At 62.0% G+C, this 23128-nt stretch carries 16 protein-coding genes; 7 read left to right on the forward strand and 9 right to left on the reverse strand.

The features are described 5' to 3' along the window. Positions 1-312 precede the first annotated feature (312 nt). Genes ACSHT2_RS27345 through ACSHT2_RS27360 form a run of 4 tightly spaced genes read left to right on the forward strand, consistent with a single transcriptional unit; the run spans position 313 to position 5073 of the window. The gene (locus ACSHT2_RS27345; RefSeq protein ID WP_440637771.1) at positions 313-1524 is read left to right on the forward strand and encodes an acyltransferase family protein; all 1212 of its coding nucleotides are present in this window, start codon (positions 313-315) and stop codon (positions 1522-1524) included. Positions 1525-1531: 7 nt separating this feature from the next. After that, the gene (locus tag ACSHT2_RS27350) at positions 1532-2869 is read left to right on the forward strand and encodes a hypothetical protein (protein WP_440637772.1); all 1338 of its coding nucleotides are present in this window, start codon (positions 1532-1534) and stop codon (positions 2867-2869) included. Positions 2870-2878: 9 nt separating this feature from the next. After that, on the forward strand, positions 2879-3985 hold the full coding sequence (locus ACSHT2_RS27355) for an acyltransferase family protein (RefSeq protein ID WP_440637773.1): 1107 nt from the start codon (positions 2879-2881) through the stop codon (positions 3983-3985). Further along, complete coding sequence (locus ACSHT2_RS27360) at positions 3982-5073, forward strand: acyltransferase family protein (RefSeq protein ID WP_440637774.1); 1092 nt, start codon at positions 3982-3984, stop codon at positions 5071-5073. The genes ACSHT2_RS27355 and ACSHT2_RS27360 overlap by 4 nt, the downstream gene beginning before the upstream one ends. 21 nt (positions 5074-5094) lie before the next feature. Here ACSHT2_RS27360 and ACSHT2_RS27365 read toward each other — a convergent pair whose 3' ends face one another. Further along, positions 5095-6192 (reverse strand): glycosyltransferase family 4 protein, encoded by a 1098-nt coding sequence (locus ACSHT2_RS27365; RefSeq protein WP_440637775.1) that lies wholly within the window; start codon positions 6190-6192, stop codon positions 5095-5097. A 289-nt stretch (positions 6193-6481) separates the two neighbouring features. Here ACSHT2_RS27365 and ACSHT2_RS27370 point away from each other — a divergent pair, with 289 nt between their 5' ends. Together ACSHT2_RS27370 and ACSHT2_RS27375 are read left to right on the forward strand one after the other, a co-directional pair. Then, positions 6482-7936 carry a lipopolysaccharide biosynthesis protein gene (locus ACSHT2_RS27370; protein ID WP_440637777.1) on the forward strand — a complete coding sequence of 485 codons (1455 nt, stop codon included), beginning with the start codon at positions 6482-6484 and terminating at the stop codon, positions 7934-7936. Between the two features lie 19 nt (positions 7937-7955). Then, positions 7956-9317: a polysaccharide pyruvyl transferase family protein gene (locus tag ACSHT2_RS27375; RefSeq protein ID WP_440637778.1), complete on the forward strand. Its 1362-nt coding sequence runs from the start codon at positions 7956-7958 to the stop codon at positions 9315-9317. A gap of 24 nt (positions 9318-9341) precedes the next feature. On the opposite strand, the gene ACSHT2_RS27380 is transcribed toward ACSHT2_RS27375, so the two are convergent. The 7 genes from ACSHT2_RS27380 to ACSHT2_RS27410 form a co-directional block, all read right to left on the reverse strand. Next, positions 9342-10469: an acyltransferase family protein gene (locus tag ACSHT2_RS27380; RefSeq protein ID WP_440637780.1), complete on the reverse strand. Its 1128-nt coding sequence runs from the start codon at positions 10467-10469 to the stop codon at positions 9342-9344. A gap of 250 nt (positions 10470-10719) precedes the next feature. After that, positions 10720-14628: an RHS repeat protein gene (locus tag ACSHT2_RS27385; RefSeq protein ID WP_440637781.1), complete on the reverse strand. Its 3909-nt coding sequence runs from the start codon at positions 14626-14628 to the stop codon at positions 10720-10722. 550 nt (positions 14629-15178) lie between these two features. Next, positions 15179-16570 (reverse strand): hypothetical protein, encoded by a 1392-nt coding sequence (locus ACSHT2_RS27390; RefSeq protein ID WP_440637782.1) that lies wholly within the window; start codon positions 16568-16570, stop codon positions 15179-15181. After that, positions 16567-17841, reverse strand: a complete 1275-nt coding sequence (locus ACSHT2_RS27395; protein ID WP_440637783.1) for a glycosyltransferase family 4 protein — start codon at positions 17839-17841, stop codon at positions 16567-16569. The genes ACSHT2_RS27390 and ACSHT2_RS27395 overlap by 4 nt, the downstream gene beginning before the upstream one ends. Before the next feature lie 29 nt (positions 17842-17870). Next, complete coding sequence (locus ACSHT2_RS27400) at positions 17871-19202, reverse strand: hypothetical protein (protein ID WP_440637784.1); 1332 nt, start codon at positions 19200-19202, stop codon at positions 17871-17873. A 112-nt stretch (positions 19203-19314) separates the two neighbouring features. Next, positions 19315-20454, reverse strand: a complete 1140-nt coding sequence (locus ACSHT2_RS27405; protein WP_440637785.1) for a glycosyltransferase — start codon at positions 20452-20454, stop codon at positions 19315-19317. A gap of 237 nt (positions 20455-20691) precedes the next feature. Continuing rightward, positions 20692-21795, reverse strand: coding sequence for a glycosyltransferase family 4 protein (locus ACSHT2_RS27410; RefSeq protein ID WP_440642944.1), 1104 nt, complete (start codon positions 21793-21795; stop codon positions 20692-20694). A 186-nt stretch (positions 21796-21981) separates the two neighbouring features. Here ACSHT2_RS27410 and ACSHT2_RS27415 point away from each other — a divergent pair, with 186 nt between their 5' ends. Further along, complete coding sequence (locus ACSHT2_RS27415; protein WP_440637786.1) at positions 21982-22872, forward strand: aldose 1-epimerase family protein; 891 nt, start codon at positions 21982-21984, stop codon at positions 22870-22872. A gap of 28 nt (positions 22873-22900) precedes the next feature. Here ACSHT2_RS27415 and ACSHT2_RS27420 read toward each other — a convergent pair whose 3' ends face one another. Beyond that, complete coding sequence (locus ACSHT2_RS27420; RefSeq protein ID WP_440637787.1) at positions 22901-23113, reverse strand: hypothetical protein; 213 nt, start codon at positions 23111-23113, stop codon at positions 22901-22903. Positions 23114-23128: the final 15 nt, after the last annotated feature.

The following is a 23128-nucleotide window of genomic DNA, read 5'->3' on the forward strand; positions in this document are numbered from 1 at the left end:
AAAAATATCCGCGTGCGCCATCTGCATGCGAAGCGCTCACGGTCGCTGTCCTCTACCGCAACAGCGCCGAATTTCGCGCACACTTTCCGCGCAAATACTCGCAATCATCACGACTGGTGAAATTTGCGCCCGAAGCACGCGGGCCTCAAACAAAAAGTGGCGTGATGTTGGCGCTCGCATGTCCGAATGATCTGCGAGCATTGAAAGTATCGTCGATCGTCATGCATCGAGTGCGAGTCCGCGATCGCGAAGATTGAACATGCGCGAGACCTGATACACACTGCTGCGGTGCAATAGCTATGGAATGTTGATGTGACGGAGTTGGTTCATCGTGAGAAGGCGCATGTCCTGCCGCTCGACAGCATTCGGGGGATCGCCGCGACTTCGGTGGTGATTCACCACCTCCTGTTGATGCCGACTTTCCTCGCGGCGTTCCCGAACAATGCGTGGATCAACTGCTCGTTCTTCAGAAGCGCGTGGCTGTTGGTCGATTTGTTCTTTGTTCTCAGCGGGATCGTCATGTCGCTCAGCTATGTCGAGAGCGACTTCGGGCGCTTCTCGCTGCGCGAATTCATGGTGCGGCGCCTGGCGAGGGTCTATCCGCTGCACATCGTCATGCTGATCGCAAATCTGTTGTTTCGTCTCCTGCGCATCAGCCTGGTCATGGCGGGCGTCGTGGTTGCCGCGCCGGCGGCCTTCGAGGTGAACAACGCCTATTCGTTCGGTCTCAACGTCCTGCTGCTGCACTCCATGGGGTTCATCGACTATCTCAGCTGGAACGCGCCGAGCTGGAGCATCAGCGTCGAGTTCTACACCTATCTGGTGTTCGGTCTGATCGTGCTGCTGGCCCAGCGCATGCGTTCCTTGTTGTGGTTCTACGTCCTTTGCGGTGCGCTTGCTGTCGGCAGCCTGGTCTTCATCATCTTCGTGCTCGATAAGAGGAGCCTCGGGCTTCAGACCGATTTCGGCATCCTGCGCTGCTTCGTGAGCTTCTTCCTGGGCGTGCTGACGGTCAGGATCGTCGATCGCCTGCCGGCAAAGCCGGGTCCTGCCGTGCAGGGAGCGGTGCAATTCGTCGCCATGATCGCCAGCATCGTCCTGGTGTCCTTGGCGGAGACCAATCCCGCGGCAACTTTCCTCGCGCCGGTGACGTTCGCAATCTTTCTTGGCAGCTTGCTGGCCTTTCCGGATGGGCTGCTGGTGCCGCGGATGCTGGTGGCCAAGCCGCTGGTCTGGCTCGGTCGCCGTTCCTACTCCATCTATATGGTGCACGCACTCGTGGTGCTGCTGGCCGAGTACTTCGTGCGGGCAGTGGGAGCAGGGCGGATCGCTGCGCTGGATTCGGTCTGGGCGGGCTTGCCGGCGACGTTGAATCTCGTCGTCTCACTGGCGGCCGTTCTGGTGGTTTCGCACTTCACCTATCTCTACATCGAAATCCCCGGCGGCAAGTTCCTGCGAAATGCGCTCGGAAGCCGTCCGGATTTCGCTGCATCTCCCGCGCGGTCGGCGCGGCTGACCAACTGAGCGCGACATGAGCATCCTCGCGCTGAACAGGCCGCAGATCACGCTGATCAGCCTCAACATCGAGGCGATCGCGCTTGGGGTCTATCTGGTCCGCGACGCCTTCGGCGGAGTGATGCGCTATTACACCAGCATCTATCACATGGATGCGTTGTGGTACCTGCCCGACGGCGTCGCGCTCTTGTGTCTGGCCCAGTTCTTCGTGCATTGCATCTTGCGCAATCGCAGCACCCTGGCCCTGCTGGTGCTCGTGCAGATCATGCTGTCGCTCGTGCTCGGCTACTTCATGATGGGTACGGCGAACGCGGCCATCTCGTCCTTCAAGATGATGCTGCCGGTATTCGTCGGATTCTGCTTCTGCGACTCGAGCCTCGGCTCGTATCGGAAGCTGCTGTCGGTCATCGCACTGACCTTCTACCTGTCCGTGATCGGCGTGTTCCTGACGAAATTCTATCTGATGCCCTGGGTCGGCTACAAATACGAGTCCTTCGGCGCGGTGCGCGAGGCGGGCCGGTTGTGGTGGGCTTATGGCGGCGACGACCAGCGCCTTATGGGTTTTGCGGCCGACAATACCATGGCTGCCTTCTTCATCCTCGTGTCGTTCGCGATCACGTCCATTCGCATGAGCACGACGTGGTGCATCGTATTCGGGTCCATTGCGATCTATGCCACTCGCCTGACCACGAGCAAGACGACCATGATCGTCCTCGTGGCCTACCTGCTCTTGCTGGTGTTCGTGCGGCTGCTGCCGGAGAGGTCGCGCTTTCCCGCCATCCGGACCCTCGCGCTATGGTCGTTTGCCGCGATTCTGGTTCCGTTCTTCATGATCGTGCTCGCTTCCGGCACCGCAGCCGTGCCGCACTCGACCTTGTTCAGCATTGTCGATCGCATCAACAACAGCTGGCAGTTGCCGTTCGTCTACATGAGCCAGCTCATGCCGATCGGCCTGGTGACCGGCTGCGGCGCGGGTTGCTTCAACTATCCGCAGAAGCTGTTCTCGCCGCTCGCGCACTACTGGGTGCCGGTCGACAATTTCTACATCGGGACCTACCTGATGTTCGGTCTTCCCTTCGTCGCATTCATGGTGATGGTGTTCCGGGCGACATTCGGTGCGACCGACGTATACAAGCTGACGCTGCTCTTCGTCGTCAACCTGTTCACGATCACGGTGCTGAACTACGGGCCGGCGTCCGGCCTGCTGATCATCGCATTGAGCTTCAGCGAAGTGTTCTCGCGGCGTGCGACCTCCGCACGAGGCGTCGACGCCGTGCCGATCGTCATGCGGCAGCCGATGCGGCCGTTGGAAGGCTTCCGCCCGGATCTACCGGCGGCGAGCGGGAGCAGGTGAGAACGAACCATGCATAAACGGCTTGCATTCATCGATACGCTCCGCGGCATTGCCGTGTTGTCGGTCCTGGTCCAGCATGTATTCGAGGTGATCGTCGAAAAGCACCCGACGGGCGCCTATTACTGGCCCATCCATGACGTGTTCGGCTACTACATGAACTTTGGCCGGTTTGGCGTCGTGTTGTTCTTCTTCGTCAGCGGCTTCGTCATCCCCTTCAGCTTTCCGGACAGCGCCACTCCCGTGAGGGATTTCGCGATCAGCCGCTTCTTCCGGCTCTATCCGGCTTACTGGACATCGCTCCTGGTCGGGCTCGTGACGATGCAGGTGCTGCAGTCGCAGAGCTATCCGCTGGGGCAGGTCGTCGCGAACGTGACGATGTTGCAGACCTTCGTGAACATCCCGAACCTCTGGGTGTTCTACTGGACGCTGGCGATCGAGCTGCTGTTCTACGCCGGATGCACGATTCTCTTTGCGATGGGGCTGTTGAACCAGCGCTTTACGGCGGTGACGATCGTCGCCGCGGCCGCTCTGGTCGGAACCACCGCTGCGCTCCTGGTCGAGAACAGGACCGTTTCCTCGGTGATGGAGGTCGGGCTGAACCTGTCGGCGATGTTCCTGGGCAAGATCATCCGGGACACCGTCATCGGCGGCAAGCTGCGATGGACCCATGTGGCCGTCTGCACGCTCCTGTATGCGATCTTCGCAGCCACCCTGTCCGATCGGCGTTTCGGAGGCGTCTATCACGAGAATTTCTTCTACAGCTATTCGATCGGATCGGCCTATGTCTGCGCGGCGCTGGTCTTCATCGCCTTTGCCGTGTTCGGCGAACGAATGGCGTGGCGCCCGATGGCGTTCGTCGGCGTGATCAGCTATTCGGTCTACCTGATGTCGCCGTTCGTGATCGTCGTCATCCATCGCCTCTTTTGGTTCGGTGACGGGCCGTTGGGATGGTCGATCTTCATGGTCGCGATCCTGGCGTTGTCGATCCTGGTCAGCTGGATGACCTACACCTTCGTCGAGAAACCCTGCATTTCCTTCGGGCAAAGGTTCCGCTCGGCGCGAAGAAGGCCGGTCGTTCTCGAGCCTGCCCTCAGCACCCAGGGGGCCGCGGAGTGATCAAGGCACCTCACCAGCCGGGCGCCGCCTATGATGGATCGTTCCTTCCTTCGGTCCAGGGCCTTCGCGGCATCGCGGCACTGAGCGTGCTGATGGACCATTTCTACGACATGCCGAAGGGGGGCATGTACGACATCCCGAATCCCGGTTTCCTGCCGCCGCTCTGGTCCTGGCTGCAATCGGTGATCAATGTCGGCGGGCATGGTGTCGAGCTGTTCTTCATGATCAGCGGATTCCTGATTCCGGCGAGTCTCGTGCGGCACGGTTCGCTGTCGCGGTTCTTCTTCGACCGCGTCCTGCGCATCATGCCGGTGTTCGTGATCCTGCATCTTGCGCTGTTCGCGATCGGTCCGATCGTGGCCTACAAGTTCTTCCGCGGGATCGATCTGACCAGCTATCTCACAATCTTTGCGGCCAATCTGTTCTTCGTCCAGGACGCGCTCGGCCTGCCCATTGCCCAGCAGAATGCCTGGACATTGACCTATGAGTGGGCGTTCTACATCTGGTTTGCGCTGACGTTCTCGATGTGGCGCGTCGGGGGCAGGCTGCTGGCAGCGCCCCTGATCCTGCTGGGTCTGGCGTGCCTGATGCACTGGCCGATCACTGCGTTCTTCTGCGTCGGGATGCTGTTCAGCGCAATCGGATTTCGCATCTCCATTCCCGGGCCCGCCGGACTGCTCGCAGGCCTGGCCTGCGGGGTCGCTCTGTATGCGAGCCTCGTCCTGTTTCACCCGTTCGTGGGGCTCGTTCCCGGATTTCTGCTGTTCGGCATGGCGCTTGCTCCGGAATCGGGCCTTGGCAAAGCTCTGAGCGCGCCGGCGCTGCAATATGTCGGCAAGATCAGCTACAGCCTCTATCTCGTGCATCCCTTCGTGCTCTTCCCCTTGCAGGTGATCGGCCTGAAGCTGGTCGCCGTCGGCGTCGACCGCTGGCTGCTGTGGGCCGCCTTCATCGGGCTCGGGCTGGTAATGTCATTGGTGGCGAGTGCGATCAGCTATGAGCTGATCGAGGTGAGGCTGCGTCGACTGCTGGATGGCGCGATCCGAGGCACGTTGTTCCGGCCGATGAAGATCGAGCAATCGGCTTGAACGCCACGAGGCCGGTCACGGTCAACTCACGGTGCGACCGGCGAGCTTGTGATAGGATCCTAGAAGCCCCTCTGCGATGCGCTCCCAGTTGAGGATGCCGGCCGCGGTCTGCCGTGCGCCATCCGTCAACGTCGCTGCGAGAGGCTTCGACGTCAGCACGCGTTCGAGCGCATCGGCCAATGCAGTGGCGTCGCCGGGAGGAACCAGAAGCCCGTTCACTCCGTCGGTGACGACGTCGGGAATGCCGCCGGTGGCGCTGGCGACCACGGGGCGGGAATTCCCATAGGCGGATGCAAGCACCCCGCTCTGCGTTGCATCCTTGTAGGGCAGGGCAACCACGGTTGCGGATTGAAACAGTCGTCCGGTATCGGCAGGCGAAATGAAGGCGTTGATGGTCTTGACCGTCGGCATCGCCTCCATCCGCGCTCCGAGCCGTGTCATCTCGGGGCCGCGGCCGGCAACGATCGCTTCATGGGCCACACCGCGCTCGGCCAGCATGTCGATTGCATCGATGAAGACGTCGAGGCCCTTGTAAGCCCACATCCGTCCAAAAAACAGGATGCGCGCGGCTTCCGGCGCGGTGACCGCACCTCCAGCCGGAGGCACCATGAGCACGCCATGCATGCTGGAGACCGCTTCCCCTTTGAAGTCAGGCGAGGCACGGCGAAAATCGGCAATGCAGCTCTCGCCATGCGTGGTGACGACCGACGCGGCTGCGCGCATGCGCCCGCGCCATGCATCTTCACGCGGCGAGGTACCGGAGCCGCCTTCCGAATGCGGGATCGCATCGTGAACGGTCAACACCAGCGGAATGCCGAGCGGACGAAGAAGTTGGATCAGCCTGGACGTGTAGATCTCCGGAACTTCGTGACAATGAATCACGTCGGGACGAAACGAAATTATGTCCAGGAACGAGGCTGGGATGCCGATCGCGCCGCCGCGGCGCAGGCTCAGGTCGCGAATTCTCGTCTCGAATGGAGCTGTCACAGCGATATCGGCTAGTTTCCACTGCTGGTTCGCGTCTTTGCGATTGAGCACTAGCCGGACGTCGCAATGGCGGGCCAATCCCGACGCGAGACGGTAGGAATATTCCGCAAAATGCGGTGCGTAGATGGCCACACGCAAACGCTTGGAGCTGCGGAGAGAACGCTGAGCGGGCGAATTCAACAAGGCATCCATTTTGCATCACTTCGCAAAGGTTGATTGGAGTGTAGTCCACGATTTGAACTCACTTCCACTCTAAATCGGAATCGTGACGGCACTCATCTGGTTGCCATCACTCCGTCGTATTGTAGCGAGCATTCAGTGCTCCGCCATGATCGGAGAAGGTGACGTCGCGGCAGCATCGCATGCCACGCGTCTAGTCTACGATTGTGGTTGGATCTGTCGGAATTGGGTCGAATTCTTGATGAGCGTTACGGGCAAACAACATCAGGTCGTGGTTGCCTTGTTCTGGTCGCTTGCCCAGAATTGGGGCGGCCGCGCGTTGTCGTTCGTGCTGTTCCTGGTGCTGGCACGGCTGCTCGATCCCGCGGATTTCGGTCTTGCGGCGCTGGTTGCCTTCATCCTGCTGCTTTTGAGTTCAATCGCCGAATTCGGCTTCGGCGACGCGTTGATCCAGCGTCGCACGCTCGAGCCTGCCGATGTGACGCTGCCCTTCTTCTGCTCCTTTGCAGCTTCGACGATCCTGGCGGTTCTGATTGCTCTTCTTGCGCCGGATATCGAGCGTTGGCTGGACGTGAAAGGGCTCGCGCCGCTGTTGACGGCTGCGTCCCTCTCCCTCCCGATCGGCACCGCGACCCTGTTTCAGGAGGCGCTTTACAAGCGGCAGATGGATTTTCGCGTGCTCGCGGTCAGGACCATGGTCGCGACCGCGATCTCCGGCATCGTGGGAATTGCCTGCGCCTATGCCGGGTTCGGCGCTCTCAGCCTCGTGATCCAGGTGGTCGTTCAGAGCGCGATCAGCGGCTTGTGGCTGTGGAGCCAGCCGCGATGGCTACCGATGCGCGGCTACGATTCCAGAAGCTTTCGGGAGCTCTCCGGCTACAGCGTCCATGTCGTTCTGAACCGGCTGCTGGATTTCGCCATCGTTCGCACCATCGACATGATCATCCTGTCGCTCTATGGCGTCGCAGCCCTCGGCATCTACACGGTCGGCGCGAGGGTCTACATCATCCTGATGCAGCTCCTCACCCAGGCGGTCATGGACGTCGCGTTGAGCGCGCTGTCGAAAATCGCGCACGAGCGCGACCGGGTTGCCGGCGCCTATCTGCGCAGCGTCAGTCTCGGAGCGCTGGTCGGATCTCCAATCTTCGTGCTCCTTGCGGCGATCGCGCCGGAGTTCTCGCTGCTGCTGTTCGGCGCGAAATGGAGCGGCAGCGAAGCGGTCATGCGGCCGCTGATGCTGATCGGCGCGGTCCAGACGGTGCAATTCGTCAACAGCGCCTATTTTGGCGCCATGGGCAAGCCGAATTACGTCTTTCTGCTCAACATCCTGAAATTCTGTTCGGTCGTGCCCGCAATGTTCCTGCTTCCGTCGCATGACATCGGTCAACTGGCCACGATTTTCGCGTTCGCGCAGCTCGTGGTGACGCCCGTGACGTTTGCGCTGGCGCTTCGGCTGCTGGGCTTGAGCTGGAGTCAGTTTCTGCGCCCCATTGCGGGCTGCCTTTGCGCCATCGTTCTGGCGTACGGCGCGGTCGCGCTGTGCCGGGAGGCGACGCCGGGCATGAACCCCTACTTGCGGATTGGGCTGCTGTCGTCCTGCTTTGCAGCGACCTATTTGGCGAGCATCCTGCTGTTCTGGCGGAAGCAGCTGCTGTCCTTGATAGATTTCGTCGTGAAGCGCGGCGCGACCGCTTGATGAGGACGAGGAGGATGTGGTGAAGCAATTGATTCCGGTGCCGGTGCGCAGGCAGCTTCGAGGTTGGCTCAACAGCGCGAAGAATACGCCCTTCGCAGTCGATCTCCTCGAGTTGCGCAGATGGCAGATCGCCCGGAAGGATGTCGGCGTCAACGCCGCGCCGCGCAACGATCCGCGCCGGCTCGTGGTGCTTCCCTCCGATCCCTGGAGCATTCATCAGTCCCGCGGCGATGAGGCCATGATCGAAGCGGCTGCCGGGGAGATGAGGCGGACCTATCCGGACCTCGAGATCTATATCGTCACGGCCACAGCGGCAGCCAGCGCGGACGTGCGCGGCATGGGCTTCAAGCCGCTCGAACTCTGGAAGCAACCGTTCTCCTACGAGACGGTGGCACGGGAGCTGTCCCTCACCAGGCCGGATTTCGGACTAGTTCTGGGCGCCGATGTGCTCGACGGCTACTATTCTCCGGTGGATGCCGCCCGCATGCTGCTCGTTGCCGACCTGATGGCGGCGTTCGGCGCCAAGGTCAGCGTGCTTGGCTTCAGTTTCAACTCCCGGCCTGCGAAGGCGCTACGCGAGGTGTTCCGACTGCTGGGGCCGGGCGTGGCCTTGAATCTGCGCGATTCGATATCCCTTCAGCGCTTCGACGATTTTGCCCGGAAACGCGCCCGTCTGGTCGCCGATGCGGCCTTCATGCTGACGCCGCGCGCGGACACCGCCGCAGTGAAGGACATCGCGGCTACGATCGCGCGACAACGCGAGCAGGGGCGTAAGGTCTTCGTCTTCAACATGCACCCGATGCTGTTCAAGAAGCCGGAGCCGGCCAAGCTGCGGAAAATGATCGAGCTTGCGGCGGCCGCCATGGACCGCCTGTCCCGTGAGCACAATGCAAGCTGGTTGTTGCTCGCGCATGACTACCGGCCCGAGATCGCCGACGACAACTGTCTTCGGCCGCTGGCCGACCGACTCAAGCCCACGCTCGGCGAGCACGTGCATCATGTCGAACAGACGTTGTCGGCGGGCGAGATCAAGGCCGTGGTCGGACTGGTCGACGGCGTGATCACCGGCCGCATGCATCTGGCGATTGCGGCGCTCGGGCAGGGAACGCCCGTCGCGGCGATCACCTATCAGGACAAGTTCCAGGGCCTGTTCGCGCACTTCGGCACCAGCGAGCAGCTGTTGCTCTCGCCGGCTCAGTTCCTCGTCGGAGACAGCTTCGAGAAATTTCTGCTGCACTTCCTCGGTGCGTACGAGGCCGCCGGCGAGCAGGTCCGCCAGGCATTGCCGGGCGTCATGGAGCTGTCGCGTGCCAACGTCGCCCCCTTACTGGGCGATAGCGCGATGCGGATGGCACCGGCGGCCGACGGCAAGGTTGCCTGAACGCCTCTTGCCATCGGGCGGGCGTCAGTTGACCGCCCGCTCGGTGTTGTCAAAGCGCATGGACGTTTCGGCTGCGACCACCGGAGCCTTCCGCGGGGACGCAGCACCAATGTCAGCCCAGCGATTGATGAGGCGCCGCGCGGGATTCTCGAAATAGGCGTAGGTGCGGTCGGCGATGATGGTGAGGACCGCACAACATGCCAGGGCGAACAGGGCGAACTGATCCGGGCGAAGTTCGAGCCAGGTCCACAACGGCTTGAACACCGCAATGAGGACGGCATCGTGCAGCATGTAGATCGCGTATGAGGTATTGCCGAGCCGTCCAAGCAGGCGCGCGCCCGGAAACTCCTTGAAGGCGCTTTCGCCGACCGCGGTGAGCAGGATGGCGCAGGAGAACAGGAGAATAGCCAAATCCGGCTTGGCGAAGACGTTGAGGACGAGCACGGAGAGGCCGAACACGCCGATGCCGGCGAAGATGACCGGCTTGTGCCGGTAGGGACCCGACATCCGGAACAGGATGGCGAGCAGGATGCCGTTCAGGAAGCTCGGCAACGCGCGGAGCATGCCGTAGTCGTAGTTGGCGCCGTACATCTGCGACCGGTCCTGCCAGATCGGCAAATGGCCGTGGGCAAGGACCAGATAGAGCGCCGCCACGATTGCGCCGAGCACGACCGGTTGGACCTTGCGTGCAAGCAGCATCAGAAGCGGAAAGATCAGATAGCAGAAGAACTCCGCGCTGATCGACCATGACGGCGAGTTGAAGCTGAGATGATTGGTGACGCCCCAGGCCTGGACCAGCAGGAGGTTATACAGGAAGTCCAGCGAGGTCGACCGCGCCGTGCGCTCGAGGCCGACGCCGATCAGCACCACGAAGATGAGCAAGCTCAGCAGGTGCAGCGGATAGATCCGCGCGATGCGGCGGATCATGAACCGGGAATAGGCGCGAACGCCGCGCGCGTCGGCCGGATAGGAGTAGGAGATGACGAAGCCGGACAGGATGAAGAACATGTCCACGAACAGACCAAAGGATCCGTTCCAGACCGGCGAGATGCCCGGGTCGACCAGCTTCAGGTGGAAGATGAAGACACCGAGGGCGGCAACGAAGCGATAAAAGTCGAGGACGACGAAACGTCTGGCTTCACTTGCTTCCATCGGGCATCGAATTCCTTGCGGTGTTAGCTTCTTCTAGGGATCAATTGTGACGCAAGTGCGCTGCGATCGTCGGCCGGTGCGGCGCGAACACAGGATCGGCAGGCTGCGTTCACGAAGACCGCCTGCTCGCGAAGAGGGTATCTTCGTTGATCGAGTTGTGCCTCTCGAGTAGGCAAGCGCCTAATGAACGGGCCGGGACTTTGGCTGGTCCCGGCCCGCGTCGATGTCGATACTGGTCTGTCCGGTCTGCTCAGACGAAAACGAAGTCGTGGCTCGTCAGGTTGCTGACATAGACGTTCTTGAGAAGGATCGAGTCGTCGGCCGAGAACGTGATGAGCGCATTCGTGCCGGACTGGGTCATCTGCAGGTGGCTGTAGTCTGCCGCAAGCAGCTTCGAGATCTGGATCACGTCGTGAGTTGTGCCGTCGCCGGCCTGGAAGTTGAGGATCTGGTCCTGGCCATGATCGTAGGCGATGGTGGTCGAGCTTGGTGCGGCCGAGAACACGTCGTTGGCGGCGCCGCCCTGGATCGTCACGCCGCTGGCGACGGCCGTGACGTTATGGGTGCCGTCGGTCTTGGTCTGGTCGAAGAACTGTAGTGCATTGGCGGTGTTGTAGTTCTCGTGCTGCGTCGTGCCGGTCTGTCCGTTGAAGTTGAACAGGAAGACGTCCTTCGAGCCGTCGGCGTTATTGGCGGTCTCCTGGGTCTTGTTGCCGGCGCTGTCGTAGATGTCGGTCAGCTTGCTGCCGTCGTCGTGGATGACCTGGGTATAGTCCAGCGTGCCGTCGGCGTGGGTTCGGGTGAGCTCGACCAGCTTGCCCGAGGCATCGAGGTGCTGATGCTGGGTTGTGTAGGACTGCCCCGTGACGTTGTAGTTCCAGTTGTCCGACGTGCCATCGGCGTTCTTGATATAGGCCGCAGTCTTCACGCCGGCGGTGTAGACGGTCGTGGAGTTGTAACCATCGCTCTTGGTCGTCACCTCGCTGGTGATGACACCCTTTGCGTCGTACCAATCGGAGGTCTTGGTGCCGTCGGCGCTCTGCACCAGCGTGAATGCCAGGCTGTCATCGGCGTGGGTGCGCACGATGTGGGTGAGGAAGCCGGTCGCATCGTACGTGTCGTGCTCGTTGGTGTAGGTCTGGCCGACGATGTTGAACTGGAAGACGTCCTTCGAGCCGTCGGCGTGGTAGTCGGTTTCCGTCTTCTTGACGCCCGCTGCATCGTAGTTGGTGACCACGCTGCTGCCGTCGCTGTTGACGACCTGGGTGTAGTCCAGCGAGCCGTCGGCGTGCCAGCGGGTCACCTCGGTCGTCTTGCCGGTCGGGTCGAGGTGCTGGTACTGCGTGGTATAGCTCTGGCCGGTGATGTTGTAGCTATAGTTGTCGCGACTCATATCGGCGTTGGTGATGTAGGCCGCGGTCTTCACGCCATCGGTGTACACCGTGGTCGAGCTGTATCCGCTCGGCTTCTGGATGATCTCGCTGGTGAGGACACCGTTGGCGTCGTACCAGTCCGTCGCCTTGGCCCCGTCGCTGCTTTGCACCAGCTTGAACGCGAGGCTGCCATCGGCGTGGGTGCGAATCAGCGTGGTGAGGAAGCCGGTCGCATCATAGATGTCGTGCTCGGTCGTGTAGTTCTGGCCGGTGATGTTGAAGAGAAAGACGTCCTTGCTGCCGTCGGCGTGGTAGTTGGTTTCCTTCGTCCGCGTTCCCGCGGCATCATAATTGGTGACGACGCTGCTGCCGTCGGCGTTAATGACCTCCGTATAATCGAACGTGCCGTCGGCATGCTTGCGGGTCACTGCGGTGACCTTGCCGGACGGATCGACGTGCTGGATCAGCGTGGTGTAGCTTTGGCCGGTGATGCCGTAGGCATAATTATCCTGGCTGCCATCGGCGTTCTTCACATAGGCGTTGGTCTTGACGCCGTTGCTGTAGAGCGTGGTCGAGGTGGAGCCGTCGGCCTTCTGCACGACCTCGCTGGTGAGGCTGCCGGCGGCATCGTACCAATCGGTCGTCTTGGTTCCGTCAGGCGTCTGAACCAGCTTGAAGGCGAGGCTGCCATCGGTGTGCAGGCGCGTCAGGCTGGTGAGAAAGCCGGTCGTGTCGTAGACGTCGTGCTCGGTCGCGTAGGTCTGGCCCGTGATGTTGTAGGTCCAGACGTCCTTGCTGTGATCGGCATGATAGGTGGTCTCGACCAGCTTGACGCCGGCGGCACTATAGGTGGTGATCACGCTGCTGCCGTCGCTGTTGTAGACCTGCGTCGAATCCAGCGAGCCGTCGGCATGGCTGCGGGTCACCGAGGTGACCTTTCCCGTCGGATCGAGGTGCTGCACCTGCGTGGTGAAGCTCTTCCCCGTGATATTGTAGGTGTAGTTGTCCTGCGAGCCGTCGGCATTCTTGACGTAGGCGGCGGTCTTCACGCCGTTCGTGTAGAGCGTGGTGGAGTAATAGCCGTCCGGCCTCTGCACGATTTCGCTCAGAAGAGTTCCGGCCGTGTTGTAGGTGTCGGTGGTCCGGATTGCGTCGGTTCCGACATGAACGAACTTCGTCATCACGCCGGCGGTGTAGCTGATCAGGTCCTGGGAACCGTCGGTGTAGGCGACGGTGGTCGAGGTCGGCTGCCCGCTTGAATTGAGGCCGGTGTCGGACTTCGACAGCAGCTTTCCGCTCGCGTCGTAAGTCTTCGTGTTGGTCCAGGACGCGGCCGTGTTCGTCACGGAGAACGAGTATCCGCCCTCGATCTTGGACAGCGCGCTGCCGTATTGGGCAATGATGTAGTCCATCGTCGCTTTCGAGGCGACCGGCAGGACATGCGAATCCGTCAACGTGATGCTTTGCAGCGCCGTCGACGTGCTCAGGTCGGACAGTTGCGGCACGATCTCGGCAGCCGTGCCGCTGACGCTGGCCCGGGTGTCAGGCGGAGTCGGCGTGGTCGGAGGCGCGTCGATCTCGATGATCAACGGGTGATCGCTGACCGGAATCGTGATGGTGCTGACGTCGGTGTAGCTGGCGATCGCCGTGGTTCCCGTCAGCGTGTCGTAGACCTTCACCGTATGATGCACGCCGCCGAGATCCACCGTGACCGTCTGGGCGCTGTTGGTGACCTCGGTATCGGTGGCATCGTTCCAGAGCTTCGGCTCGGCCCACACGACGAGTTCATAGGCCCCATTGCTCTTGCCGAGCACCATGCTGTTGCCCGAGGCCGGCATGTTGCTCAGGGTGTAGTTCAACGGATCGGTCGGCTGCTGGCCGCCCTTGCCGTCGTCGGCCAGAATGGTCGTCAGGTTGTGAATCGCGGTCGCGGCGAGCTTGGGCGTTCCGTCGGAATTGAACAATCCGAAGTTGGCTTCGGGATTGGTGTTGCCCGCGGACGAGTCGCGGTCGAACAGCTCGTAGAGATAGGTCGCGCTGACACCGGCCTTGTAGGCATCGACCAGTGTGTTCAGGATCGATTTGGCCTGCACCGTCTCGTTGACGCCGAGATATTGGGTGTTGGCTTGCGTGGTGTATCCGGTTTCCGTGATGACGACCGGCTTTCCCGGCGCAGCGGTCATGACGGCGCTCAGCGTTGCCGAGATTGAGCTGCCGGTGGTCAGGCTGGTGCTGACATAGGCATGCGCATTGGCGAAGTCGACCGAGCCCGACATGTCGCCGAGCTGGCTGTAGCCCTGGGGATCGTTGTACGCCAGTGACAGATTGTAGACGGGGATGCTGCCGAGCGCGGCGTTGGCATTGACGGCCTGATAGAGCGCGCTCTGGAATTGGGCCGCGGCGGTGAGGCTCGAGCTGCCATTGTAGCTGAAGGGCTGGTGATTGGCCTCGTTGAGACCCTCGATGGCGCTGATGCTGTCCGGGTGGCTCGCCACGAACTTCTCGAGCGACGCGATATACTTCTCAAGTCCCGTCGTACCCATCTGGGGCAGGGCGGACGATACGAGGAAGTCGAACTTGTAACCGGCAGCGGCGAGCCCCTCGACCACCGGCTGCGCAGCCGGGCTGGTTCCCATTGCGTCGCGGAGATTGGTGACGCCGAGATATTCCAGGTCGTCGACCATCATCGCGAGATTGTTGTAGCCGGTCCATCCGAAGCCGGCATGCGTGTTGACGCCGATGGAGTTGATGAAGCCGCTGGCGGACAGGATTGCTTGATCAGACATTGCACACTCGATTTCAGCGCGAACCAAATTGCTCGCAGGGATTTGCGTTCAACCTTCTCTGTCGAGTGTGAATTTCAGATAAAAACCAAAGCTACAAATAGCGAGCGAAACAGGTTCCTTGTGCAGGAACAGGCTTGCTCTGTTGCAGCAGAACGTTGATTGCGATGCCGGAGCAGGATGGCGTGAGAAAGGCGCTTTCAAGAATTCTGTCGATCTCAACTGATGAATGTATGCGCAGGCTGTGCCGATTGGATCCACGCGACAGGTTCGGAAAGGAACGATGCGGCACGCTTGCAGCGTGTGATGCGGGCAAAGGGGCTTCGCGGCGTCCGCAATCCTACGGAGTTTCATCCGCTCTTCCGTGAAACTGATAGAGCCTGCACAGGACGTTTGCAGATGCCGCTTCTGTGGGCGGTTAAATTATAGGAGATACCCGGGAGGGTTGTGCTGGTTCAGTGATGGTACACGCACCCGCTGCGGGAGCTGACACGGGAGGCCGGTTCCCTCTCGGAAAACCGGATCTGATTGGCAGACACACGGGTGTGGCGGATCAGCCGCGGCGCGCCAGCATGAGAAAGTCCCCGCGCCATGCGATGATCGCCGTTGCAAGCGCGGCGATCATGATCTTGCCGGTGAGCCATGCCGCAGGCTCCGTCGGCATCGAACCGAGTGATCCGATCAGGATTGCGGCCACCAGCGCCTGCATGACCAAAGACCAGCGCGGGAATGCCTCAAACCGCAGCGTAGGACCGAGTGCGGCCAGAATCGTAGCGAGGGTGGCTAGCGAAGCACAGCCCACCGCCCCTCGCGGCGACAGGCCGGCCGACACTGCGACCAGGGAGAGGGCGACAACGAGGGCGAGCTGGCCGGCGGCGACCAGGACCAGCCTGGTCGCCAGCTTCTCGAGGTGGGGGACAACCGCTATCGTCGCCTGCAAATGGGTATGCAGGAAATAGAAGGCGGCGATCGCCGGCGCCGTCTGCAGGAATCCATCCAGGCTCTCCCGGGGCACCAGGATACGCGCGGCATCTGGAATGAAGCCGACCAATCCGCCGAGCAGGACGAGGGTCGTGCAGATCATGAACTCGAGCATGCGGCGCGCAGATTGCACTGATTTTGCGCTGGTCCCGTGCTCGAAATCGTTGACCACTTCGGGATAGCTCACGGTGTGGATCGCCGCATTGAGGACCCAAAAGGGACGTTGCAGCAGGTCGAGCGCGATCGAAAATCCGGCGCCAGCCCCCGTCGCACCCAGCCGGCCGATGACGATGACACGGAGCAGCACCGGGACCGACAAATGGATGACCGACGCGCCCGCGGCGAGCATGCCGTAGCGGGAGAAATCCTTCCAGTCGGCGAGCATGGTCCGCAGCGAAGGGCGATCCAGGGGGGTGCGATAGGCCACCAGTCCGGCGAGGAGGCCCAGCGTGTGGCCGGCGGCAACGCCGAGCAGCGCCGCTTCGGCAGTTCCCGAACTCGCTGCGCCGGCGGCGGCCCCGGTCAGAAGGGCGGTGGCACGAAGCGCAAGAAGAAGGGACGCGATGCCCAACCGATCGGACAGACGGACCGACAGGAAATAAAGATCCGTCAAGCCCTGAAGCACGGATATGCCGAGGCCGAGTGCGACGATCCCCGTCGGGAGCACGCTGGCCAAAGATGCGCAGCTCCCGACCACGATGAGCGCCCCCGCACTCGACAGGCCTGCCGCAAAGAGCGACCACCTCAATCGAGCCGCTTCGTTCTCCCTTGCTGCCGCCAGAAAGCGCAGTCCGGCGAGCTGCAGCCACTCGAACATCAGGACGCAGAGCAATTGGCTCGAGGCCAGTGCCAGGGAAAAATTGGTGTAGTCGGCGGCGGGCAGCAGATGACTGATCGCGAAGATCAGGATGATCGCCGCGGCGCTTTGATAGAAGTAGCCCGCCATCGCCAAGAGGCGTGTCATCTCGGAATGAGGCGCCCCTTGCCGACGGCCCGTCCCAGCGGCGCGTCGGCCGTTGCTGCGTGCAAGCGCGACATCCGTTGCTCGCGCAATTGCTCATACAGGTTCTTGTATGAAGACAGCACGTCTGCAAATACCCATTTGTTGGTATCCGCGATGAGGCGCCGGCTGATCTCGTCGATCTTGTGCGGATCCGCCGCGACTGCGAGCATGCTGTCGGCCAGGGATTGCGGATCGGCTTCGGTCAGCCAGCCCGTAACGCCGTGCTCGATGACCTCGGGCATGCCGCCAAAGCGCGTTCCGAGCAGCGGCCTGCCAGCTGCCTTGGCGTCTGCGACGACGAGTGGGCCGGGGTCGTGCCAGATGGATGGCGCGACCACCACGTCGACTTGCTTGTAGAAATCGTCCGGCGACACGAAGCCCATGAACTCGATGCGCGCGTCCGGAGCGAGCGCCCTGAGGCGTCGTTGCTCCTCGTCGCTGACACGACCGGCGATCAGCATCCGGATGCGATCATGCGGCAGCATGGCAAGTGCCCGCATCAGGTTGTCGATGCCCTTTTCCTCCGTGAGGCGGCCGATGAACCCGAACGTCACTTCCGTGGTGCAGATTGGACGAGGATAGGGCTCACGTGGCGGCTCGGTCGAGGCGTTGCGGATCACGGTGCGGATCGGCGTCTCGGTGAACATGCCCATGTCGGTATGAATGGACAGGACGCGCTCACTCACGCCGACCACGGCACTGAGCCAATGCGTGGCGCGCTTGCGATGATAGCTCAGAATTCCGCAGCTCGTGCAGGTGTGCTCGCACGAGTGTCCCTTGTCGAAGCGCGAGCAGCGCGGACAGGTCAGATAATAGTCGTGAAGTGTATGGAGCACCGGGACGCCGAGCTGGGCGGCAACGCGCCAGATCGCAGTGGTGAGACCCGACAAATTGTTCGAGTGCATTACGTCCGGCTTGAAGGCCCGGACTCGCTCCGCGATCAGGGGCGCCTGCATCTGCCAGTCATCGACCGCGTGCCAGATGCTGCGCAGCGCGACGTTCTTCTGCTCGGTGAAAGGCAGATAGATGTTCTGTACCGGCGCGGAATAGATGTCGATGCCGTTACAGGATTCGCGAGCCTGTTGGGGGGCAGGCGCGGCCCGTATCACCTCGACCTCGTCTCCGCGTTGCACCAGGCCTTCGGCGAAACGTCGCGCGAAGATCTCTGCACCGCCAACGATCTTTGGTGCCTGAGGTGTCGGATAAAGCGTGGACGTCAAAAGAACTTTCATCGCGTAACCTCATGTCTGCAAAATCGCGCCTATCGCGCCGGCCGTATCTCCAGGCCGGGTGTGGAACCGTTGTTGACTGCAATAAGAACCGGTGTGCTCGAAACCGGAATCCAGGCCCCGGATGCTGGTCTTGCGGCGGAATCGCACGGCATCGCAAAAGTCGCTCCTTCCTGTTCTCCCTTGAGCCGGATTTCGTAACGTCGGTCCGGGGCCTCGGACCAGACTGCAACTCTGCCGCCGGACGCCGTGGATGCATTGATCGACACGACGCCGCTGGCGAGTTCTCGTCGCTCGGCACTCAGGCTGGAGCGAATGAAAGCCCAGGCGCCCTGGGCCGCACAGGCGACGGGTTTTGGCGAATTGTCGTAACGGTAGAGGCCGAAATTGTGCTCCAGCTCCGATGGATCCTTTCCGCTGTCCTTGAGCTCATAGAGCCAGACGCCCTTGAGCCAGCGTGCCGCGGTCGACGCCCACAGGATGAGCTGTGCCGTATTGTCGGCCTGGGCCTGTTCGCTGACGCCGCATTTGTTGGTGGCCGTGGTCCAGCCGGTCTCGGTGACATAGATCGGGAAGTCGGGGTTTCCGCTCGCCTGACCCACGAGCCGATGGAACGCGGTGAGCCGATCGATGATCTCGGCGGAGGTGCGTTTGCTTGGACCCATGCAGAAATTGTAGAGATGGATCGAAGCGCCGTCCGCGTGCTGGAGAATGCCGGTTCGCAGCATCTTCTCGGTCCACGTCCAGCCCGGATCGTCGCCGAGCGCCCCGACCAGGAAAGGCGCGTTCGGCGCAACCCGCTTGACCGCCGGGCGTGCGGCCTCCGCGAGCGCCAGATAGTTCTCCGGTGAGAATGCGGCATCTTTCTTTGCCGCCAGGTTCCATTCGTTCCAGAGCTCGAACAGCGGGTGTTGCGCCACGACCGATTGCGCCGCGGCAGCAGCATAATCGGCAAACCGCTGCCGGGCTTCATCGGTCGTCGGTGGTGAGGAATTCGGAACGAGATGATGGCCGAACGCAAGGATCAGGAGCGGGCGCGCGACGCCGGACCTGACTTGCGCCTCCAGCCTGCCGAGTCTGGGCGCGAAGCCCATCCGGCGTCCGGCCGTCTCGAAATCGGACCAGGGGAAGTCGTCGCGGAAGGAGTTGAGGCCGAGTTGCTTGATCTGAGCGATGTTCTCCGCAGGCACGTACCCGCGCGCGCTCACCGGCCCGCCCAGGCCCTGATGAGTGCCGACACCCAACAGGAATCGAGCATCGAGCGGTTGAGCGTGCTGAGCGCAGGCAGGGACCGACAGAAGAATGGACGAGATGAAGGCCGCGAGGCGGATACTGTCGCGAACCAAGGTGCGTGGGCGTGTCATGGTCTAGTTCATGCTCACGCGCGATACACTGGCGGTAACAACATCAAACCCGGCCGGGTGCATCGCCATCGCGATCTCCAGCATCTGCGAGGGCAAGCGTGGATGTTGATCATCAGAAATTCTCGGAGAGATCCGATTGCAGCCCCGCCTTCGTTGCAATCGGCGTCCGGTCGTCCTGAAGGAGCTCGACATAGACCTGCTGCAATTGTCCATGCGTCTTCTGAACGTCATACAGCTGCTTGAACCGGTCGTAGCCGCGCTGCCCCAGCACCTTGAGATCGAGATCCAGTGCTCGCCGGAAGCCGTCGACGAGCGGCTGAACGGCGACGGGCTCGCACAGCACGCCGGTGACGCCATCGACGACGATCTCGGGCAATGCGCCGCTGCGGAACGCCAGAATGGGCTTGGCGGCGCGCATCGCCTCGAGCGCAACGAGGCCAAAGGCTTCCCATCGTGACGGGATCACGACGAGGTCGGCGGCCTCAAGCTGGGTCTCGATGGTCGGCCGGTCCAGCCAGCCCAGCAGGGACACGTTGGAGGGGACGGTCGGGCCTTCGTATTTGTTGACGACGGAGGCGCCGACCATGCGGACGTCGAGGACGTCCTCGAGCGAGCGTGCCGCTTCGATCAGGAGATCAAAGCCCTTCTGCCGATCCAGACGACCGATGAACAGGACCTTGACCTTCTTGGAAGTCCATTCCGCCGCAACGGGCTGCAGCGTGCGGCTCTTCGAGATGCCATTGTGGACGACGATGAGGCGGTCGGCGGGAATTCCCGCGCGGACCGCCTCGTTGAATTCGTCGCCGGAGATGCAGATGATCCGGTCCGACGTGCGCGCGAGAAGGTTCTCCGCCGCCTTTGTCACCACATGACTGAGGCGGCCGGTCTCGCGCGAAAACGCCCAGCCGTGCGGACAATAGACGACGCGCGGTCCGCCCGAGCGAGCCGCCAGCGCAGGCCGGAGCACGAGGCCTGCTAACGAGGAATGCAGGTGCACCACGTCCGGTCTGAAGGCATCCAGCGCTTGCATGCTTGCGCGCAACATCTGGAATAGTCCGGCGATGCTGCGGCCGGATCGCTCGAACGTCGTAATCTGGTTGTCATCGACCGCGGCGAGATCGCGACGATGATCCGAGGGCACGACATAATGTACATTCTCGGCGCCGAAGCTCGCCTGTTGCTGAGGATGTAACTCATTCAGGTAGCTCGCAATCCCGCCACGAATCGTCTCGGCGACGTGCAGCACTTTCATCGTCTGTCTTGGATAAGGCTGCGTCGGAGAGCCGGACATCGTGTATCCCTGTTCTGAGCTTCACTGATAACGGCACAGTTCCTCGAATACGTAGCGATATTGGGGCAGCGATGTGGTGTTGTTGCGCCGCGATCGGTGCACGAACGAAAAAGTTCTCGTGGAACTATGCAAGGAGCCGCGAGTTGCAAATCGTTTGTGCAAGAACCATCGCGCGCAATAGGCGAACTGCGTCGAGCTTCAAGCGGCGCTGGCGATTCTTGCTGGTCGTTCGAGATGATCGAGCAGAGCCTTCGCCGACTTCTTCCAGGAATAGAAGGCAAGGCGATCCTGCTGCCGCATGCGCTCCTGGTCCGAGATCGCGCCGATTGCCAGTCTTTCGAGCATAAGCTGCTTCAGCGCTTCGGCATCGGTGGCGCGAAAATACGCAGCTGCGTCACCGCATGTCTCCACGACGGCATCAGCCATCGAGGCGATGACCGGACAGCCGAAGATCATGGCTTCGAGCGGCGGCACGCCGAACCCCTCGTAGAGCGAGGGAAACACGAATGCCGATGCATGCGCATAGAGAGCGGCAATCTCGCTGTCCGTCAGACGCCCGGCAAGCAGCAGGCCGGAAACCCCTTCGCCCGAATTGTCCTGAAAGACCTTGCTGTTATCGCCTCCGACGATGACCAGTGGAACGTCGGCCCGGTCGAGCAATTGGACGGCGCGGATCGCGACGGAGAGATTCTTGTTCTTGGTCTTCGAGCCCACGAAGAGGAAGAATTTTTGCGGTTGAATGCCCAGTCGCGCGAGGATGCCGGGGTCGGGTTTCGTGGCAGCGAAATGCTCGGCGCTGTTGGGAAAGACCGGAATGCGCGATGCCGATAGATTCAGCACCTCAGCAAGTTCTCCGCGGGAAAATGCCGACACCGTTGCGATGGTGGCGTGGCGGGCGAGCAGCCGCCCCATCGTGCGATGAACGGTCAGGTAGCGCCAGTTGAAGAAGTCGGGTCTGCGAAAGACCTGGGCGTCGTGGAGCACGACAATGTGGTCGCGATGGAAGACGGGACCGGAATTGGCCAGGCTGATCAAGCGGCCTCCGGCAGCGGCGCGTGCGAGATCGATCTGATCCCAAGCGTGCCCATGCAACCGGCCGACCGCGCGGATCTTGATGTGATCGAGATGAAGGGTCTCGCTCGCATCCGCCGGCGTCAGCAATTGCCACTCGGCGTTGCGCAGCGAGGCAGGGGTCTGCTCCGACGCCAGGAGCACGTCGATCGCCTTGACCATTTCAGCGGCATAACGCTGAACGCCGGTGAGCTTTTGCGACAGAAAGCGGCCGTTGATGAAGAACTTCAATTGGCTACCATGGGAGTTCATCGGCTTTCAGGTCGGGTCGGCCTCGGGGAGGCAGACGGTGATTGAGCCAACAGAGCAATCGTTGGGTACGGAAATATGACGTAGCGCTCGATCAGCGCCAAAACGTTCGAGTCGCATGATCGGCGCTGCCTTGCTGCGGGTAGGTTGGGGGTGTAGACGTCGGGCATGAGTGACGACACCTACTCTCTCCGCAGCGGCTCCCTCACGGCAACCATCAAGGCGCACGGAGCCGAGCTGTGCTCGCTGAGGGACGACAGCGGCATCGAATTCGTTTGGCAGGCGGGGCCGGAATGGCCGCGCCACGCGCCGCTGCTGTTTCCGATCGTCGGGCGCCTCGCCAACGACGAATTGCGACACCGGGGCAAGACCTATCGGATGACCCAGCACGGCTTTGCCCGCGACAGCCGCTTTGCTTGGGCGGAACGCGGCGAGAGCCGTTGCACCCTGGTGCTCGATGACAATGAGGCGACGCGCGCGCTCTATCCGTTCGCATTCCGGCTCACGGCCGCCTACGCCATCGATGACACCGGTCTCGACCTGACGTTCACGATCGCCAACACCGGCAAGGAGACACTGCCGGCCTCGCTCGGCGGCCATCCCGCCTTCAACTGGCCGCTGCAGCCCGGCGTGGCAAAGGAGAGTTATGCGCTGGCCTTCGCGCGTGCAGAGTCGTCTCCCGTCCGCCGTCTCGATGGTGGACTGCTGCGGCCGGCAGCGGAGCCAAGCCCGGTCAAAGGCAGCTCGCTTCCTCTGTCCGAATCCCTGTTCACCGACGACGCCATCATCTTCGACCGGATCGAGAGCACTTCGGTCCGCTTTGCCGCGGGGCAGGGGGCATCGACCGGGCCGTGGCTGAAAATGTCATGGCGCGGCTTCCGCGAGCTCGGCGTCTGGTCGAAACCGTCAGGTGCGCCGTTCCTCTGCATCGAGCCTTGGCGCGGCTATGCCAGTCCCGCCGGCTTCGAGGGCGAGTTCACCGACAAGCCGGGCCTGATGCATATTGCGCCGGGCGGGGAAGAGCGCTTGTCGTTCCGGATCGAGGTCGGATCGTCCTGAGGCCGAGGGGCGCGCTGATCGATGGTCCTCAGACCTCGATGCGCGTGAGATCCTCGCCGAGCACGACCGGACCTGAGTAGTCGCCTCGGACATCCTCAAGCAGCGCGCTCAGCATGGTGTCGTCGCTGCGCGGCCGGTGGTGGGTCAGCGCGAGCTTCCTGACGCCGGCCTTGGCCGCGATCTTGCCGACCGTGTCGCCGGTGATCGCAATAACCTTGCCCTCCGCTTCGAAGCGGCTCAAGGGAGTCGCCGGCTC

The organism is Bradyrhizobium sp. PUT101 (assembly GCF_052043945.1).
GTDB lineage: Bacteria > Pseudomonadota > Alphaproteobacteria > Rhizobiales > Xanthobacteraceae > Bradyrhizobium.

Excerpts from the sequence above, each read along its gene's own strand:
- ACSHT2_RS27350 (WP_440637772.1), top strand. The coding sequence starts at position 1,532 with ATGAGCATCCTCGCGCTGAACAGGCCGCAGATCACGCTGATCAGCCTC.
- ACSHT2_RS27390 (WP_440637782.1), bottom strand. The coding sequence starts at position 16,570 with ATGACACGCCTCTTGGCGATGGCGGGCTACTTCTATCAAAGCGCCGCG.
- ACSHT2_RS27355 (WP_440637773.1), top strand. The coding sequence starts at position 2,879 with ATGCATAAACGGCTTGCATTCATCGATACGCTCCGCGGCATTGCCGTG.
- ACSHT2_RS27370 (WP_440637777.1), top strand. The coding sequence starts at position 6,482 with ATGAGCGTTACGGGCAAACAACATCAGGTCGTGGTTGCCTTGTTCTGG.
- ACSHT2_RS27395 (WP_440637783.1), bottom strand. The coding sequence starts at position 17,841 with ATGAAAGTTCTTTTGACGTCCACGCTTTATCCGACACCTCAGGCACCA.
- ACSHT2_RS27380 (WP_440637780.1), bottom strand. The coding sequence starts at position 10,469 with ATGGAAGCAAGTGAAGCCAGACGTTTCGTCGTCCTCGACTTTTATCGC.
- ACSHT2_RS27385 (WP_440637781.1), bottom strand. The coding sequence starts at position 14,628 with ATGTCTGATCAAGCAATCCTGTCCGCCAGCGGCTTCATCAACTCCATC.
- ACSHT2_RS27415 (WP_440637786.1), top strand. The coding sequence starts at position 21,982 with ATGAGTGACGACACCTACTCTCTCCGCAGCGGCTCCCTCACGGCAACC.
- ACSHT2_RS27405 (WP_440637785.1), bottom strand. The coding sequence starts at position 20,454 with ATGAAAGTGCTGCACGTCGCCGAGACGATTCGTGGCGGGATTGCGAGC.
- ACSHT2_RS27400 (WP_440637784.1), bottom strand. The coding sequence starts at position 19,202 with ATGACACGCCCACGCACCTTGGTTCGCGACAGTATCCGCCTCGCGGCC.